The organism is Cupriavidus laharis (assembly GCF_914271435.1).
Classification (GTDB): domain Bacteria; phylum Pseudomonadota; class Gammaproteobacteria; order Burkholderiales; family Burkholderiaceae; genus Cupriavidus; species Cupriavidus laharis.
Genome location: NZ_CAJZAI010000011.1, coordinates 19,857 through 34,393, shown reverse-complemented (window position 1 = coordinate 34,393; position 14,537 = coordinate 19,857). Strand labels below are relative to the sequence as shown.

The 14,537-nt window shown below is 60.5% G+C and carries 12 protein-coding genes; 6 read left to right on the top strand and 6 right to left on the bottom strand.

The annotated features are described in order from the left end of the window. Positions 1-10: 10 nt before the first annotated feature. The 4 genes from LDO29_RS20225 to LDO29_RS20210 form a co-directional block, all read right to left on the bottom strand. Positions 11-442 carry a DUF2062 domain-containing protein gene (locus LDO29_RS20225; protein WP_253074135.1) on the bottom strand — a complete coding sequence of 144 codons (432 nt, stop codon included), beginning with the start codon at positions 440-442 and terminating at the stop codon, positions 11-13. A gap of 295 nt (positions 443-737) precedes the next feature. Beyond that, positions 738-899, bottom strand: coding sequence for a hypothetical protein (locus LDO29_RS20220; RefSeq protein WP_224081551.1), 162 nt, complete (start codon positions 897-899; stop codon positions 738-740). A 151-nt stretch (positions 900-1,050) separates the two neighbouring features. After that, positions 1,051-2,451: a Na+/H+ antiporter NhaA gene (nhaA, locus tag LDO29_RS20215; RefSeq protein WP_224081550.1), complete on the bottom strand. Its 1,401-nt coding sequence runs from the start codon at positions 2,449-2,451 to the stop codon at positions 1,051-1,053. Positions 2,452-2,949: 498 nt separating this feature from the next. After that, positions 2,950-3,675: a slipin family protein gene (locus LDO29_RS20210; protein ID WP_224081549.1), complete on the bottom strand. Its 726-nt coding sequence runs from the start codon at positions 3,673-3,675 to the stop codon at positions 2,950-2,952. A gap of 339 nt (positions 3,676-4,014) precedes the next feature. Between LDO29_RS20210 and LDO29_RS20205 the strand changes: the two genes are divergently transcribed. From LDO29_RS20205 to LDO29_RS20185, 5 genes are all read left to right on the top strand, one after another. Continuing rightward, complete coding sequence (locus LDO29_RS20205) at positions 4,015-5,814, top strand: glycoside hydrolase family 15 protein (protein WP_224081548.1); 1,800 nt, start codon at positions 4,015-4,017, stop codon at positions 5,812-5,814. Positions 5,815-5,905: 91 nt separating this feature from the next. Continuing rightward, positions 5,906-6,331: a hypothetical protein gene (locus LDO29_RS20200; RefSeq protein WP_224081547.1), complete on the top strand. Its 426-nt coding sequence runs from the start codon at positions 5,906-5,908 to the stop codon at positions 6,329-6,331. Continuing rightward, the gene (locus tag LDO29_RS20195) at positions 6,328-6,615 is read left to right on the top strand and encodes a hypothetical protein (RefSeq protein ID WP_147318609.1); all 288 of its coding nucleotides are present in this window, start codon (positions 6,328-6,330) and stop codon (positions 6,613-6,615) included. The genes LDO29_RS20200 and LDO29_RS20195 overlap by 4 nt, the downstream gene beginning before the upstream one ends. 98 nt (positions 6,616-6,713) lie before the next feature. Next, positions 6,714-7,163 (top strand): universal stress protein, encoded by a 450-nt coding sequence (locus LDO29_RS20190; RefSeq protein WP_224081546.1) that lies wholly within the window; start codon positions 6,714-6,716, stop codon positions 7,161-7,163. Positions 7,164-7,302: 139 nt separating this feature from the next. Further along, the gene (locus LDO29_RS20185; protein WP_224081545.1) at positions 7,303-8,772 is read left to right on the top strand and encodes a trypsin-like peptidase domain-containing protein; all 1,470 of its coding nucleotides are present in this window, start codon (positions 7,303-7,305) and stop codon (positions 8,770-8,772) included. Between the two features lie 208 nt (positions 8,773-8,980). Here LDO29_RS20185 and LDO29_RS20180 read toward each other — a convergent pair whose 3' ends face one another. After that, positions 8,981-10,408, bottom strand: coding sequence for a Do family serine endopeptidase (locus tag LDO29_RS20180; protein ID WP_224081544.1), 1,428 nt, complete (start codon positions 10,406-10,408; stop codon positions 8,981-8,983). Positions 10,409-11,174: 766 nt separating this feature from the next. Here LDO29_RS20180 and LDO29_RS20175 point away from each other — a divergent pair. Continuing rightward, complete coding sequence (locus LDO29_RS20175; RefSeq protein WP_224081543.1) at positions 11,175-11,660, top strand: carboxypeptidase-like regulatory domain-containing protein; 486 nt, start codon at positions 11,175-11,177, stop codon at positions 11,658-11,660. Between the two features lie 234 nt (positions 11,661-11,894). Here the strand turns inward: LDO29_RS20175 and LDO29_RS20170 are convergent, their stop codons facing one another. Beyond that, entirely contained in the window at positions 11,895-14,435 is a 2,541-nt protein-coding gene (locus tag LDO29_RS20170) for an NAD-dependent epimerase/dehydratase family protein (RefSeq protein ID WP_224081542.1), read from the bottom strand. Between the last annotated feature and the right edge of the window lie 102 nt (positions 14,436-14,537).

The window sequence follows — 14,537 nt, the reverse complement described above, 5'->3', positions numbered from 1 at the left end:
GATGCCCTGGTCAGCGGCGCCTGCGATGCCGCTTCCACAGCACCGAGACCTTCCACGCCGCAGAGACCAGAAAGTAGGTCGTGATCCCGACCGCGATGGCCATAATTGCCAGCCCCAGCAGCAGGGGCTTGCCGACGCCTAGGACTCGCCGAGTCACCATACGAAACCAGCTTTCGTCGGCCGGCTCGTGCTGTGCCTCTGCGCCTTGTGCCGGCGGAACATCGATCGGCTCCCCGAGAATCGCGCTGCCTACGCGCCAGGCGGCATAGTAAATCGGACCGAAGGTCAGCGGATTGGTCACTAGGGTGCTGGCTACTGCGGCGGGCACGTTGGCGCGCAGCGCCACCGCGGCGGCTGCGCTCAGTGGTATCTGCGCCAGCGGAATCAGCAGGCCGAAAAAAAATCCGAGTGCCATGCCGAGCGCCAGTCCTCGCCGGCTCATGTGCCACAGTCTTGGATGGTGAAGCGCTGGACCAAGCCAACGAAGCCATCGGTTACTCCGTATGGCCTCGGCGCTAGGCAGCCATTGGCGCAGTCTTCGCATGGGGTGTCTCCGCCTGCAGTCACGAGCGAGCGCCAGGCCGGATTACGGTGCACTCTCCCAACGGATGAGGAGGGTGACCGATGACCCAGATCGACGGAAAAGCCCAACATCGCGCTTTTGCTTGCAGGATGCGCGGCGTCCGAAGTCGGCCACACTGCGCCAGGAGCGAAAGAAAACCACCAAATTTGAGCGATCATGGATAGAAAAGACGATGCAGAAACTCGGTGCCATGCTGCACCAACAACCTCACCACATCCGCTGCGCTCATATCCATGCCCATCAATCGCGCTGCCGTGTAGATGCTACCCGTGACCAGTGCCAAAACCGTCAAGCCGATCTTCAAGCTGCCATCCATAACGTCTCCTCCCATTTCACTGAACTCGGATTCGCAATCGACTGCGCGCCCCGGCATGCAATGTTGGATCACAGCGTCGCTCCGCGCGCATGCATGTGCCCTTTACTGAGCAAGGCGGCTTCAATAGTAGTTCGCCAGCGTTGCGCAAGAATCAGTCTGTGGTCGTCGCACCAGATTCGCCTGCATCATCTTCGCTCTCAGGCTTCAGGCGCCTTGCATAGATGAAGCCCCAAGTAAGCCCAATGACCGCGGCCAGGGCGGATGCCAACAGCACACCAAGCTTAGCAGCGCCAAGGAGGTTGGCATCCGAAAAGCCAAGCGTGGCAATGAAAATGGACATTGTGAAGCCGATCCCCGCCAACAGGCCAATCAAGCAGACGCCGCCCCATGTCACGCCTGGCGGCAGTTTGCACCAGCCCAGACGCACTGCACACCAGCTGACCGACACAATGCCCAGTGGTTTGCCGACAATCAATGCAACCGCTACACCGAGCACCACACCTTGCGCGCTGCCCACCCCGAGATCAACGCCATCGAGGCTGACTCCCGCGTTTGCCAACGCAAAGAGCGGCATAATGAGATACGCAACCCAAGGATGGAGCGCCATCTGCACGCGCGTCACCGGCGGCAGCACCTCGCGCTGCGCTTGACGAAGTTGCTTGAGTGGTGCTGCGAGATGCTCGGCCTGTGGTGCCGGACCGCGCGCGCGCACACGAAGATCATGAAGCGCTTGGGTCGCAGCGTCGAGGGGTCTCTCTCGCGTACGGCCAGGAAGCACCGGGGTCAACATACCCAGCACAACGCCAGCGAGGGTCGGGTGAGCACCCGTTCTCAGCATGCCCAACCATAGAATGGCCCCGGGGATGATGTAAGCGTAGGCGCTCCCCACACCGATCCATTGCAGACCGAGAACCATCAGAATACCTGCGCCGGCAACCAGTAGCCCCGAATAATCCAGCCCGGCGGAAAAGGCTACCGCTATGATCAGCACGGCGACGATGTCGTCGATAATCGCTAACGCAAGCAGGAACACACGAACATTGCCGGGTATCGCTTTGCCAAGCAGTGCCAGCACGCCGACGGCAAATGCAATGTCGGTCGCGGTCGGTATCGCCCAACCCCCTCGCTCTGGCATCGCTGTGTTCAGCGTAAGATACAGCAATGCCGGGGCGATCACGCCCCCAAGCGCAGCCGCCATTGGTAGTGTCGCCAACTGCAAGTTCGCCAGCGCACCCTCATGGATCTCGCGCCGGATTTCCATCCCCACAACGAGAAAGAAGATGGTCATGAGGGCGTCGTTGACCCAGAAATGGAGCGACTGCGATACCAAATAGGGGCCAACCCCCACCGACAGCGGGGCGTGCCAGAGCGCGTGATAACTCTCGGCTGCTGGCGAATTCGCCCAAAGCAGCGCGATCCCGGCGGCGGCCAGCAACACTATGCCGCTTACGGCTTCGATATGAATGAAGTGCTCGAGCGCCGAGAAGGCCTTTTCAGCCAAGGCCTGCGCGCGCGGCAGCTCCTGTTGGGATGGAGGGCGGTCCACGGTCATAGAAGATTCGCGTTGGCGGCCCGACCAACGCGTCAACCTGTCTCACTGCAATGTGCAGTGCTGACACCCTGTGGAGATTCTACAGGAAAGACTGATAAATCTCGCACGAGACACGTACCTTATGCGTCTGGCCAGTACAGTTAGCTGGAGTCGACACAAACTCACGGTTCCACCGGCGCAGGCTGACCTAGAGCCGCCGGTGCACAGATCGACAGCGGCTTCGGTATGAGGCCGCGGATAAATAAGGTGTTGTTGTCCCGGCAAGGTGTTGTTGTCCCGGCGGACCACTTCGCCAAGCAAGCATTGCCATCTGTTACACACATCTGTATGTCTTGTGCGGGACCGGTATCCACCACACAGCAGACTTGCCCCTTCGCAACACAGGCATTTTCCTGGCGTCGCGTCGGACAACCCGCCAGCAACAGCGCGAGGGTAGTCGCCGCTAGGCATGTCAAAAGGTGTTGCTTTGTCCAAGCGCCGAATAGCAACTGAGTGTCATCACATATCGACTGGCAGCGGAAAGACGATGGTCGAGCTTTTTTCGCCAGTGATCTGCGTGAGCGTCTGCAGATAGCGCAGCTGCATCGCCTCAGGGGCTTTGGCAAGCATCTGTGCAGCCTCGAGCAACTTCGTCGAAGCCTGCAGTTCGCCTTCGGCGTGGATCACCTTGGCGCGGCGTTCGCGTTCAGCCTCGGCCTGGCGGGCGATGGCACGAATCATGTTCTCGTTGAGATCGACATGCTTGATCTCAACGTTCGACACCTTGATCCCCCAACCTTCGGTCTGGCCATCGAGTACCTGTTGGATTTCGGCATTGAGCCGTTCGCGCTCGGCCAGGATCTCGTCCAGCTCATGTTTGCCCAGGACGGAGCGCAATGTGGTCTGCGACAACTGGCTCGTGGCATTGAGGAAATTGGCCACCTGGATGATGGCGAACTGAGCATCAACGACTCGGAAGTACACGACCGCACTGACTTTCACTGAAACGTTATCGCGCGAAATGACATCTTGCGGCGGCACGTCCAGTACCACGGTGCGCAAGTCAACTCTCACCATCTGCTGGACCATCGGCAAGACCAGTACCAACCCCGGGCCTTTGACCTTCCAGAAGCGCCCCAGCATGAACACCACGCCCCGTTCGTACTCTCGCAGTACACGGAAGGATGAAATGACAAGCAGGATTCCCAAGACCGCGATGCTGGTGGCGCTGACGACGAATTCCATGGTTGCGCTCCACTGACTGACGCTTCCGACGATACAAAGGACGAAGTCGATGCGTCCACCATCGCTGCACCACTGACTGGCAATTTCCGGCCCGACTAGGCAGCTTTGCCGTGCGGCGTCCGCCTCTTCAGTTTAGGAAAATGTGCTGCAAAAGCCCAGAAGGCAACAACGCGTTAGAGCCGTCGCGCTGCATCCAATGAACTAGAGCTGGCACCTTCGCGGCTACCTCGCGTCGAACCGTTGAGGTGCTATGCATCCCTGCGGAAGCAAAGCCCACGCGGCGGTCCCTTGACTCCACTCAACACAATGGCCCGTTGGTCCTCCTGATCTGGATATGCCATGCCTGCTTCCATCGAAGACTACGCGCTGATCGGCGATTGTGAAACGGCCGCACTGGTCAGCGCGGCAGGGAGCATCGACTGGCTATGCTTGCCGCGCTTTGATTCGCCCGCCTGCCTGGCCGCGCTGCTCGGCACCCCGGAGCATGGGCGTTGGCGGCTGGCGCCGGCGGCAAGCGAAGGCAAAACCAAACGTTCTTACCACCCGGGCACCATGGTGCTGGAAACCATATTCGAGCATCCCGAAGGTGTGGTGGCGATCGTCGACTATATGCCGGTACGCCAGCGCATGTCCGATTCAAGCGCGTCGGCGAACGTGATTCGCATCGTATACGGTCGGCGCGGCAGGGTACGAATGAGAATGGACCTGACTCTGCGATTTGACTATGGTGCGACGGTGCCCTGGGTGACACGGCTGACAGGTGAGCACGGCATACGCGCGGTGGCTGGCCCCGCCATGGCGGTCTTGCGTACGCCAGTTCCCTTGCACGGCGAAGACCTGTCCACGGTGGCAGAGTTCACCGTTGAGGCAGGACAGGCCGTGCCCTTTGTCCTGACGTACTCGCCCTCTCACCTTGCTACGCCGCCACCGATCGACGCGTTCGACGAACTGGCGCGCACCCAGCGCTGGTGGACGAACTGGTCAGACCAATGTGTTGTCGGTGGCGATTGGCACGGACCGGTCAAGCGGTCTTTGCTGACACTGAAGGCGCTGACCTACGAGCCGACGGGCGGCATCGTGGCGGCCCCGACCACGTCATTACCGGAGGCGCCTGAGGGAGTGCGGAACTGGGATTACCGCTACTGCTGGCTGCGCGACGCCACGCGTACGCTTCGGGCCCTGATGGCGGCCGGATACTATGCCGAGGCGCAGGCCTGGCGCAGCTGGCTGGTACGCGCGGTGGCGGGCAGTCCCGAGCAGGCCCAGATCATGTACGGTGTTGGCGGCGAGCGCCATCTGTGGGAGTGGGAACTCGACTGGCTGCCTGGTTATCGCGGGGCACGGCCTGTTCGCGTAGGCAACCTGGCTTCGACACAACTCCAGCTCGATGTCTACGGAGAGGTACTTGACACCCTCTTTCAGGCTCGCCGTGGCGGATTGCCCCTGGACCAAGCCTCTTGGGCCCTACAGCGGGCGCTGGTCGAGCATGTCGCATCGATCTGGACCCAGCCGGATGCAGGCATTTGGGAAGTCCGCAACGGACGCCATCAGTTCACGTTCTCCAAGGTCATGGCATGGGTCGCGCTGGACCGAGCGATCGACACTGTTGAACATCATGACTTGCTGGCGCCCGTGTCCCGCTGGCGCAAGGTTCGCGCGGCCATTCACACCGATGTGATGGCTAATGGCTTCAACCCGGCTCGCCACAGCTTCGTCCAGCGGTACGGGGGCAGTACCTGCGACGCCAGCCTGTTGTTGCTGCCCATGGTCGGTTTCATCGATGGCAAGGATCCGCGCATGCTTGGCACCATCCGTGCTGTTGAAGAAGAACTGCAGGTAAATGGCCTCGTACACCGCTACGTTGCATCCCGAGCACCGGATGGACTGCCGGGCCAGGAAGCAACCTTTCTGGCCTGCAGCTTCTGGTTGGCCGACGCCTATGCGCTGGCGGGCCGCTGGAACGACGCCCGAAACTTGTTCGAGCGCCTCCTATTGCTGCGCAACGATGTCGGTTTGCTCGCCGAAGAATATGATCCGGTCATGTGTCGCATGGCCGGAAACTTCCCGCAGGCGCTGTCCCATATTGCGCTGGTCAACACGGCCTTGCTCTTGGATCAGCATGCCAGATTAACGAGGTGAACGCCTGCGCTTTCAATGGAAGCGAAGCGAGCAGAGCTGGCTGGCGAATACGGCAGGAAACTTCGAAATTCATATGGGACCAAGCATATCCATGGACCCGCGCACTGCAAATCGATGGCGTTGGATCGTAGCTGGTATTCTCGGACTGGCCTTGGGGATTGGGGCCACCAATATGTGGTACAGCCCCCTACTCACCAGTACGACGGATACGCTCAGAGCGTTTGGTGAGAAGCTGGACGTCAGCGAGGCACGATTCCGGTCGTGCCAGGAGAGCCTCGCGCTCGCAAAGAAGGCGGGGCAGGACCTGACGGCGGCCCTGACCGAACGGGTGAGCCAGGCGGAAGCGGCGCTTGCCACCGCGCAAGACGATTTGGCTCTTGCCAGGAAGCAAGCCGAGTTGGCGCAAAAGTGGGCGAACGATCAGCCGCGCCGACCGTTGGTCGCGGATTCGGCCAACGCATGCGAGAAACTCGACGACTTGCTAACCGACACGATCAAGCGTCGGAGAGAACAATGAGACTTCCGATGCAGGCTGGCTCCCCGACGCTTTGGAAAGGTGCGGTCTATTGTGCGCAGTGCATCACGATTCTGCTCGCGGGATGTGCAGCAGAGCCCAAGACGGCAGTCCACACGCCGCAGATCCGATGTCAGGTGCAGCAGATTGATCGTCCGGCGTGGGCGCTGGACTCGATAGATCCGGAGGCCGACATTTACACCAAAGGCAAGGCTGCATTGGCAGAAATCGAGCAACGGATTCGGTATGAGGAGAGGCTCGAGGCAGCGATAAGGGCTTGTAGATAGCTATGTCGTGGCAGGGGTAGCGAACTGCTCCCCATATCGCGCGTCCAACCGATATTGGCGCCTTATTCACGACCGCAGCGGCCTGCAATTCCACAATCATGACAATCGTGGCCCTCCCGAGCGATGGCTCGCCGCACAGCATCGCGGCCGCGCGAAGGCTCGTGACTCCCGGGCTGTTCGAAAGGCCCTTGCAAGTCCATCTGATCCACGCCTTCCCAGAACTTACCGGTAGGCCACAAGCCTATTTCTCCAGAACACAGATGGACCAATGGGCGAGCGAGGCGGCGGAGGAAGCATTCATTCCCATGCGGCCTATCCTCAGAGAGGCGCAATGCACTGTCACCGAACACTGCCGCGTTGGCGAAGCCGCCCCTCAGATCCTGGAGGTTGTCCGCGCCTGCAACGCCGATCTGATCGTGATGGGCACGCACGGTCGCGGGGCATTCCTGGCGGCGATCTTGGGTTCAGTCGCGGCGCGTGTTCTGTCGGCGGCACCCGTGCCGGTGTTGCTGGTGGCCACCCACCTTTATCAAGACCAGCACGCGTAGTCCGGAAAAGGCTGTCGACCGGCCCGCGCGACGCGCCGCGCGGAACCGGGGTGATCGAGCGTCGTCAAAACTTGTATGGTGCTAGGTGTGGGGTACAACTCCCACGCCTTGATGCCGTGTAGCCGTTACGCGAAATCGAATGAAGATGCTGCGTTCTCTACTGGCGTGTGCGTTGCCCGTCATGGTCACGGCTTGTGCCCAGGGACTTGACCGGCAAAGCATGGTCCCCCCTCCGGACCTTGCCCGCGTGATCGGGACATCCGGTAGTGCTGTCGTGAGTATCAGCGTGAGCTCCGACGGGCGCGCCTATCTTGGGCAAGCGACTCCCGATCCCGCGCCTGGTGATATCCGTATCCGGTGGTCCCAACGCGCATACTCGGGTGCATACTCGCCATCAGAAAATAGTCAGAAGGTTCTTGGCGGCAACGGTTCCGGATTCATCTTCAGCCCGGCAGGGTTGATCCTAACCTGTGCACACGTGGTCGAGAGCGCCAGGTTCGTGCGCGTAAAGCTGCCCGACCGTCGTGAGTTTGATGCCACGGTGGTTGGAAGCGACCTGCGCAGTGACATTGCGGTCTTGCGCATTCAGGGCAATCACCTACCTGTCGCAACGATAGGCGATTCGTCACGGATCCGCGCCGGGAATTGGGTCGTGGCAATCGGCGCGCCATACGGCTTCCAGAACAGCGCCTCATTCGGCATCGTCAGCGCCGTCAGACGAACTATCACTGCCGGCTCCGCGCCTATACCGCTGATCCAGAGCGACGTGGCTGTAAATCCGGGAAGCTCTGGTGGACCGCTGCTCAACGCTAACGGTGAGGTCATTGGCGTCAGTACTCATATCTTCACACTGACCGGTGGATTCCAGGGCCTGTCCTTCGCGATTCCGATTAACCCGGCCATGCGTATCGCGCAACAGCTCGTCGCATCCAGCCATGTCAATCACGGCCACCTTGGGGTCGGCGTGCAGGATGTCGATCAGGACCTGGCCGAGGCCTTCGGCTTACCGTCTGTCGCGGGTGTGTTGATCGACTTGGTCGAAGCGAACAGCCCCGCCGCGCAAGCGGGTGTGAAGGTTGGCGACGTGATCGTACAGATCGGCGATGCACAGGTCGCCGACGCGATGGCGCTGGCAATGGCGGTCAGCGACCTGCTACCGGGAAGCAAGAGCCGGCTGCACGTAGTGCGAAACGGTGAACTACAAACCGTCGTCGTCGTTATCGGCGCGCCTCCATCGCTCGCCTTCCCGGCGAACCGCGTCCAGTCGGATGCCGTAGGCGGAAAACATGGCCCGGAACTCCAGGTACGTCGTCTTGCTGCTTCGGAAGCTTATGCAAGCGGCATAAACGGGGGGGTGCTGGTTGAGCAAGCCAGGGGCGCGGCGGGTCGGGCGGGCATTCTGCCGGGCGATGTGATTCTCGCCGTCAACGGCATTGCGGTCACTACTGCGGCCCAGTTGCATTCCGCCATGGCGGCCACGGATACGAAAGCCGCGCTGCTGGTGCTCCGGGGCGATGTGCGGACATATATTCCCGTTGACACCAGTCAACATAGTAAATTCCGGCAGCACGAATTCCGCCAATCTGGATTCTTCGAATCCGCCATCTGAAAAGTCCGTCCTCCTACGGACATTTGGCATTGAGAGCATTCTGCCGCGGCTGCGTAACCACAGACCGGCGCAGATCCGTGTCACGGCTTGACACACGTCGCCATTTGCACCTGAACTTGTGGCCCCTCGTAGTATCCGCCTTCTTCATGGCAACCCCGCTTGGCTCGATCCCCCCGCTTGGACCCCGGGCTGGCATCGGCGCACCATGTCATTGCGCCGATGGCACCTGAAGAGCCAAGAACAACGTATCTGGCCCCCGTCTGACTAGCAGTGCAACCGATTTTCCATGATGACTTTTCAACAACGACTCCAGTTGCGATACGCCTTGCACCGGCACGTCGTTGAACCTCAGGATGAGATCTCCTGGTTGAATGCCAGCACGCAAGGCTGCACCTTCTGCACGATGTACCAGCACCCCACCCTCGATACCCAGGCTGCGGCGTTGCATGGCCGGAATCTCGCTCAAGTAGAGTCCGGTCTTTGCCGCCGACGTTGCACTACCACCGGCTGCCGGCGGGGGCGCAGCGAGTTCCACCGTCGTGATCTTGATCGGGACATTGTGGCCCTTGCGCCAAATTCCTGCCGTCACTGTCGTGCCAGGCTTGACGCCTGCCACGAGGCGCGCGAGGTCAGCTGAGGTTTGCACCGGCTGCCCATTGAGTGAGAGCACAATGTCGCCCGGCTGCAGGCCAGCCTTGTCGGCCGGTCCGCCTCGCTCTACGTTCGCCACCAGCGCACCACGCGGCTCCTGCAGACCGAATGACGCTGCCAGACCGCGCGTGAGCTCCTGCGCCTGAACGCCGATACGGCTGCGCGCGACCTTGCCGGAGGCGCGCAGCTGCTGCGCCACATCCATTGCGATGCCGATCGGGATTGCGAAAGACACGCCCATGTAGCCCCCAGTGCCGCTGTAGATCTGGGAATTGATGCCCACGACTTCGCCGCGCATGTTGAACAGCGGACCGCCCGAATTTCCGGGATTGACGGCTACATCGGTCTGGATGAAGGGCACGTAGCTTTCGTTGGGCAGGATGCGCCCCTTGGCACTGACAATGCCAGCCGTCACACTGTTCTCAAAGCCGAAGGGCGCGCCGATGGCAGCCACCCATTCCCCCGCTTGAAGATGACTGGAATCGCCGATCGTGACCACCGGCAGGCCGGCCGCCTCGACCTTGACCAGCGCCACATCGGTATAGGCATCGGCGCCCAGCACCTTGGCCTTGAACTCTCGCTTGTCGGTCAGCCTGACGGTCACCTCGTCGGCATCGGCCACCACATGGGCGTTGGTCAGGATATAGCCGTCTTGGCTGATAATGAAGCCGGAGCCCAACCCGACCGATAGTGCCTCACCCGGATCGGGCAGTGGTAGGAAGCGGCGGAAAAACTCGAAGAACGGATCGCCTTCCGGAACGGGAGGCATTGCCGGCTGTTCGCGTACGGTCCGACGGATACTGATGTTGACGACAGCCGGCCCCTGCTGCCTCACCAGATTGACGAAGCTGGGCAACTCGATAACGGATGCCTGCCCACTTGGCGCGGACGCAAGTTGCGCCACGCATACCAGAGGAAACACCAGTGTCAGTAGGATCACGATGCCGCGAAGGGCACTTCGAACAGAATGAAATCCAGGATCCATAACCGCTCCGGTAATGGGACACGACGGATAAGCGACAACAGGCAAAAGCGGTGCCGGAAAAGGCGGCCCCATAATCCGAGGCAAGATTGCTTCCCCGACAATGCGTGGCAACGATGCTGTCAGGTGCAGAACTATTTGTCGGCAGCGAACGCGGGAGAAATCTGGCGCATCGTTGGTAACATAAGTTACAAAATGTTGTAGAAAATCTTCCCGCTATCGCAATACGGCCATGCGCCCGTCTCGGCTGGCGTCGATTTGGCGTGTACGGCGTTGATGGTCGAAGTGCATCGACTGTGGTTTTGGCCATGTCGCCATTCGATGCCTTAGAACGGGAAGGAGATGCTTTCGATCAAGGGAAATACGAGCATGCCCCTACTTCTATCGTCCCTCGGGCTGCGAATGGATCGCGCTTAAGGTGGACAGCTTGGGATGTGGCGTGCTTGCTGGCCCTCCGCACCCTGACAGCAGCCCATGCCAAGGCCGGAGTACAGATCCGGCCCTGCTCGATATGATCTACCAGCAGTAGCCTCCCGAACGACATGCTTCGGGCGCATGGGCCATGCTGTGCGAGGGTAGACCTGCCAGGTTGCCGGTAGTGGAAAAGCGATCGGATCTGCAGACGGGTTCAGCATAAAGACACCTTGCGCTGCACACGTCCCGTTGCAGGATTCCAGTTGGTACCGCCCGAAGCACAGAAGGCGCTGTAAATGGTAGAGAGGCAGCTGCCCGGCAACACGGCACAACTGTCGTCTGGCGATTGGCATGGATGATGCGCCTTCTGACGAGCAGGGAAACCGAAGTCATTGAAGGGGGTTTTGCTATGAACAGCAGATTGATCTCTCTCAGAGCGGTTCTCGCGTTGGCGATATCCGCAACCTGCACCTTCGCGATAGCGCAGGAAACGACGATCATTAAGCCACAAACGACGCCTTCCGGCATTGAATATGTGAGCGGCGGTATCGGCGATAGACAGCAGGACGCGATGAATGTCATGCGCAAGGATTACAACCTCCGCCTTACCTTCGCGCGGCCGGGAAGCGGAGAGTACTTGGCCGATGTCAGGGTGATGATCGAGAACGCCGATAATGCGAAGGTTCTGGACACCACGTCCCCTGGCCCTTTGTTATTCGCCAAGTTGCCGCCTGGCGCCTATCGCATCACGGCGGAGTTCGAAGGGCAGCGCCAGGTAAAGAAAGCCACCATCCAGGATGGCCAGCCAAAGGGGTTGGTATACCGCTTTGCTAAGAAATGATCTCTGGACCATTGAACGCTTCGCAAGGCCGTCCGGGATGACATGTTTTCGGACCAAGAGAAAACGACGACGGCATGGCATGCTCGTTTCGGCGCCGACGGTGAACCAGCCGTTCTGGCCAGCGGCAGGCCCATGCGCGCTCCAACTTTAGGCGGTGCCGCGACATGGGCTTGCATATGAGTATCGCTTACATGGGAACGTAGTGCGCCGCAGGATGGCCCCCATCTGCGCCATTCAGGCACTCGCTTGTCGCAATGGCATGTGCAGACGCAAGCGTGCAATCCGGTCCCATTCGCCGTAATGGCCTTCGATGCGACCCAGTGGGATGGAAAGAAGGACCAGTGCCACCCCGAGCAAACCGGAAGCCGCTGCTCCCAGATCGGTGTAACCCTGGATCACCCATGGCGTGGCCATCAGCCACACGCCGAAGCCGATATTCACTAGGCGTAACGGACGCGCGACCTCGCCCCACGCCATGATCGAGACGGTAACCACCAAGGAACCAAGGACGTGATCATTGCTCGCCGCTACGCCCGAAGCGTCGAAAAGAAGGCGAGAGCACATCAGCGTGACGCCAATGACGCCGCTTGCGAGCAAAGTCCAAGGCAGGTTGACGCCCGAGAAGAGCATTTCGCGCACCACCGTGCCGGCAGGTGCCGCAAAGTCGTCTGAAGTATCGACGCTGCCGCCGTCCATGGAATCGCCGCGCATCAGTACGTACCACCACTTCTTGCCCTGCCGCCGCCGATCTTTCAGGAATTGCCAGGTCGCGAGGATCTCGTCGAACGAGTATGGAATCTGGAGCAGCATCGCCAGCGCGCCGACGAGGCAAAGCGCGCACCACGTTCCGATCCAGATCGGCTGGATGATAATGAAGCCGATACTGACGACGCCGAGCGGTACGATCAGGATGCCGAACAGCAGGACAAGCCACGGCATCGTGCGCCAGCGCCGCTTGTCGCCAATCACGCCCGTAATGATTTCCAGCACGTAGACGGTCGCGCCGAGTCCTGCATCTGCGACCGGCCATGCCTCTGAAACCGACGAGGTGACAATGCGCTCGGTACCGGCGCCAAAAAGGGGGTCCCAGGCTGCATCGATATGACCAAGCTGGTAAGCGGCGAGGTATCGCGAGATAAACAGGCCGACGAACGCGAGAGCGATGATCGGCATGCGGTTGGTCCATCCTGACGGACTATAGTCCCAGCCCGGCAGCGTATCCGGGCCCCCGATGCGGGCCATCGGGTTGATGCCTGGCGCGGACGGAATGGCAACCGAGAGCGCGATGGCAAGCGCGCCGACCAGCGTATCGTTGGCGTACGCCGCCGCGCTGGGTGTCCAGAACAGCAGTGGCGCAAATAGCAGCCACAAGCCAAGTCCTGCCACGGTCCAGCGTGCCCATCCGGCATCCCGCGACAAGGACACCAGCCCGAATAGCACAATCAAAGTTCCTGTGACGACATCGCTGAGGGTCATCCACGTATCGGAGTAAGCCAATCCGCGCCCCGTCGGCGTGATGGGTTCAACCGCCAGCATCCAGTTGTCGGCGTAGCCCAGGATAAACGGGCTCGTAGCCAGCCAAAGCCCCAAGGCAACATTTGCGAAGTGGCACCACAGCGAGCGTTGATGTTCGGAGCGGTCCAATGCGTGATAATCGGTGATTGCATCAGGGCTCGGCGATTCCTGGTCTGCACGGTCCTCCAGCCACAAAGGCAACGGCAACTTGTTACGCTGATACCAGTGCTTAGGATCATTGAGTAAAGCCCCGATCATTGCCGGCAGGCTGCGGCGCAAGCTGTGCCGAGGTTGCCATCCGAGCAGGCTTTCGGCGCGCCCGATGTCGAGTTCGTAATGGTCGTCCGCTAGTCTGACCATGAATGGCTTGACGAACGCTTCCTCCCCGCGATCAATGGCATCCGGGATCATCGCCTCCGCCTTGTCCTGCAGCCATGCCCCGGTGGCCGCGACAGCTTTCGGGATTTCGTTCGTGTCCCACTTTTCACCGTGCACCAACTGCCCGATCAGGTTCTGCAAGGCTTCATAGCTTTCCGTCACCGGCTCGCCAAGTAGAACCGTAGTTTCCTGAGGCAAGTACGCGCGCCGCTCTACCGCCTTGCGAAAGGCCGACGCCACATCTTCCAGATGGACGCATGCTTGTCCGTGCGACACATCGCCGGGAAACAGACGGCTTTGCATCTGCCGCTCATAGATGCGTTGAATCTGATAGGCCAACCCCGGCAACTCGCAAAGATCGCTATAGACTCCGGCGATGCGGAAAGTCAAGGCAGGGATGCTGCCGCCCTCGGCATGTAGAACACGCTCAGCAGCAAGTTTGGACTCCGGATAGGGCCACGCCGGCTTGAGTGGGGCATCTTCGTTGATAGGCTGACCAGGAGCCGTCGGCGCATGGACGAGCATGGTACTGGCATAGATAAACTGCTCCACCTCAAATGACTGCAATGCGCGCAGCAGGCGTTGCGTCCCTTCGACATTCACCGCTTCGTATTGCGGCTTGGGTTCGCCTGAAAAATCGTAGAAGGCTGCAAGGTGAATGACCGAGGCCAGGCGCGTACCGTAATGCTGGCGCAACTGTGCGAACGCGTGCTCCAGCGATTCGCTGGATGTGATGTCCGCATCGATGCAGTCATTCCCCTGCTCGTGACATTTACGTTCCAGGCCGACGATCGCATTGGCCCCGGCCAACTCGGCGGCGATCGCCTTCCCGAGCCGACCTTCGGAACCGGTGATCAGAATGATAGGCTTTTGCGAAACCATGGCCTTCCCCTAACGTGAGCTGGCAGGATATGCGCAAGCAAGTTGCGCACCCAAGACGTTCCATGACGATCAGAAAGGCGCCCCAACTGGCGGGCTCCGCTA

What these genes read in the sequence shown, in the direction of transcription:
- LDO29_RS20225 (WP_253074135.1), bottom strand. Translation starts at nt 442, where the DNA reads ATGAGCCGGCGAGGACTGGCGCTCGGCATGGCACTCGGATTTTTTTTC.
- LDO29_RS20210 (WP_224081549.1), bottom strand. Translation starts at nt 3,675, where the DNA reads ATGGAATTCGTCGTCAGCGCCACCAGCATCGCGGTCTTGGGAATCCTG.
- LDO29_RS20185 (WP_224081545.1), top strand. Translation starts at nt 7,303, where the DNA reads ATGAAGATGCTGCGTTCTCTACTGGCGTGTGCGTTGCCCGTCATGGTC.
- LDO29_RS20205 (WP_224081548.1), top strand. Translation starts at nt 4,015, where the DNA reads ATGCCTGCTTCCATCGAAGACTACGCGCTGATCGGCGATTGTGAAACG.
- LDO29_RS20220 (WP_224081551.1), bottom strand. Translation starts at nt 899, where the DNA reads ATGGATGGCAGCTTGAAGATCGGCTTGACGGTTTTGGCACTGGTCACG.
- LDO29_RS20170 (WP_224081542.1), bottom strand. Translation starts at nt 14,435, where the DNA reads ATGGTTTCGCAAAAGCCTATCATTCTGATCACCGGTTCCGAAGGTCGG.
- LDO29_RS20195 (WP_147318609.1), top strand. Translation starts at nt 6,328, where the DNA reads ATGAGACTTCCGATGCAGGCTGGCTCCCCGACGCTTTGGAAAGGTGCG.
- nhaA (WP_224081550.1), bottom strand. Translation starts at nt 2,451, where the DNA reads ATGACCGTGGACCGCCCTCCATCCCAACAGGAGCTGCCGCGCGCGCAG.
- LDO29_RS20175 (WP_224081543.1), top strand. Translation starts at nt 11,175, where the DNA reads ATGATGCGCCTTCTGACGAGCAGGGAAACCGAAGTCATTGAAGGGGGT.
- LDO29_RS20180 (WP_224081544.1), bottom strand. Translation starts at nt 10,408, where the DNA reads ATGGATCCTGGATTTCATTCTGTTCGAAGTGCCCTTCGCGGCATCGTG.
- LDO29_RS20200 (WP_224081547.1), top strand. Translation starts at nt 5,906, where the DNA reads ATGGACCCGCGCACTGCAAATCGATGGCGTTGGATCGTAGCTGGTATT.
- LDO29_RS20190 (WP_224081546.1), top strand. Translation starts at nt 6,714, where the DNA reads ATGACAATCGTGGCCCTCCCGAGCGATGGCTCGCCGCACAGCATCGCG.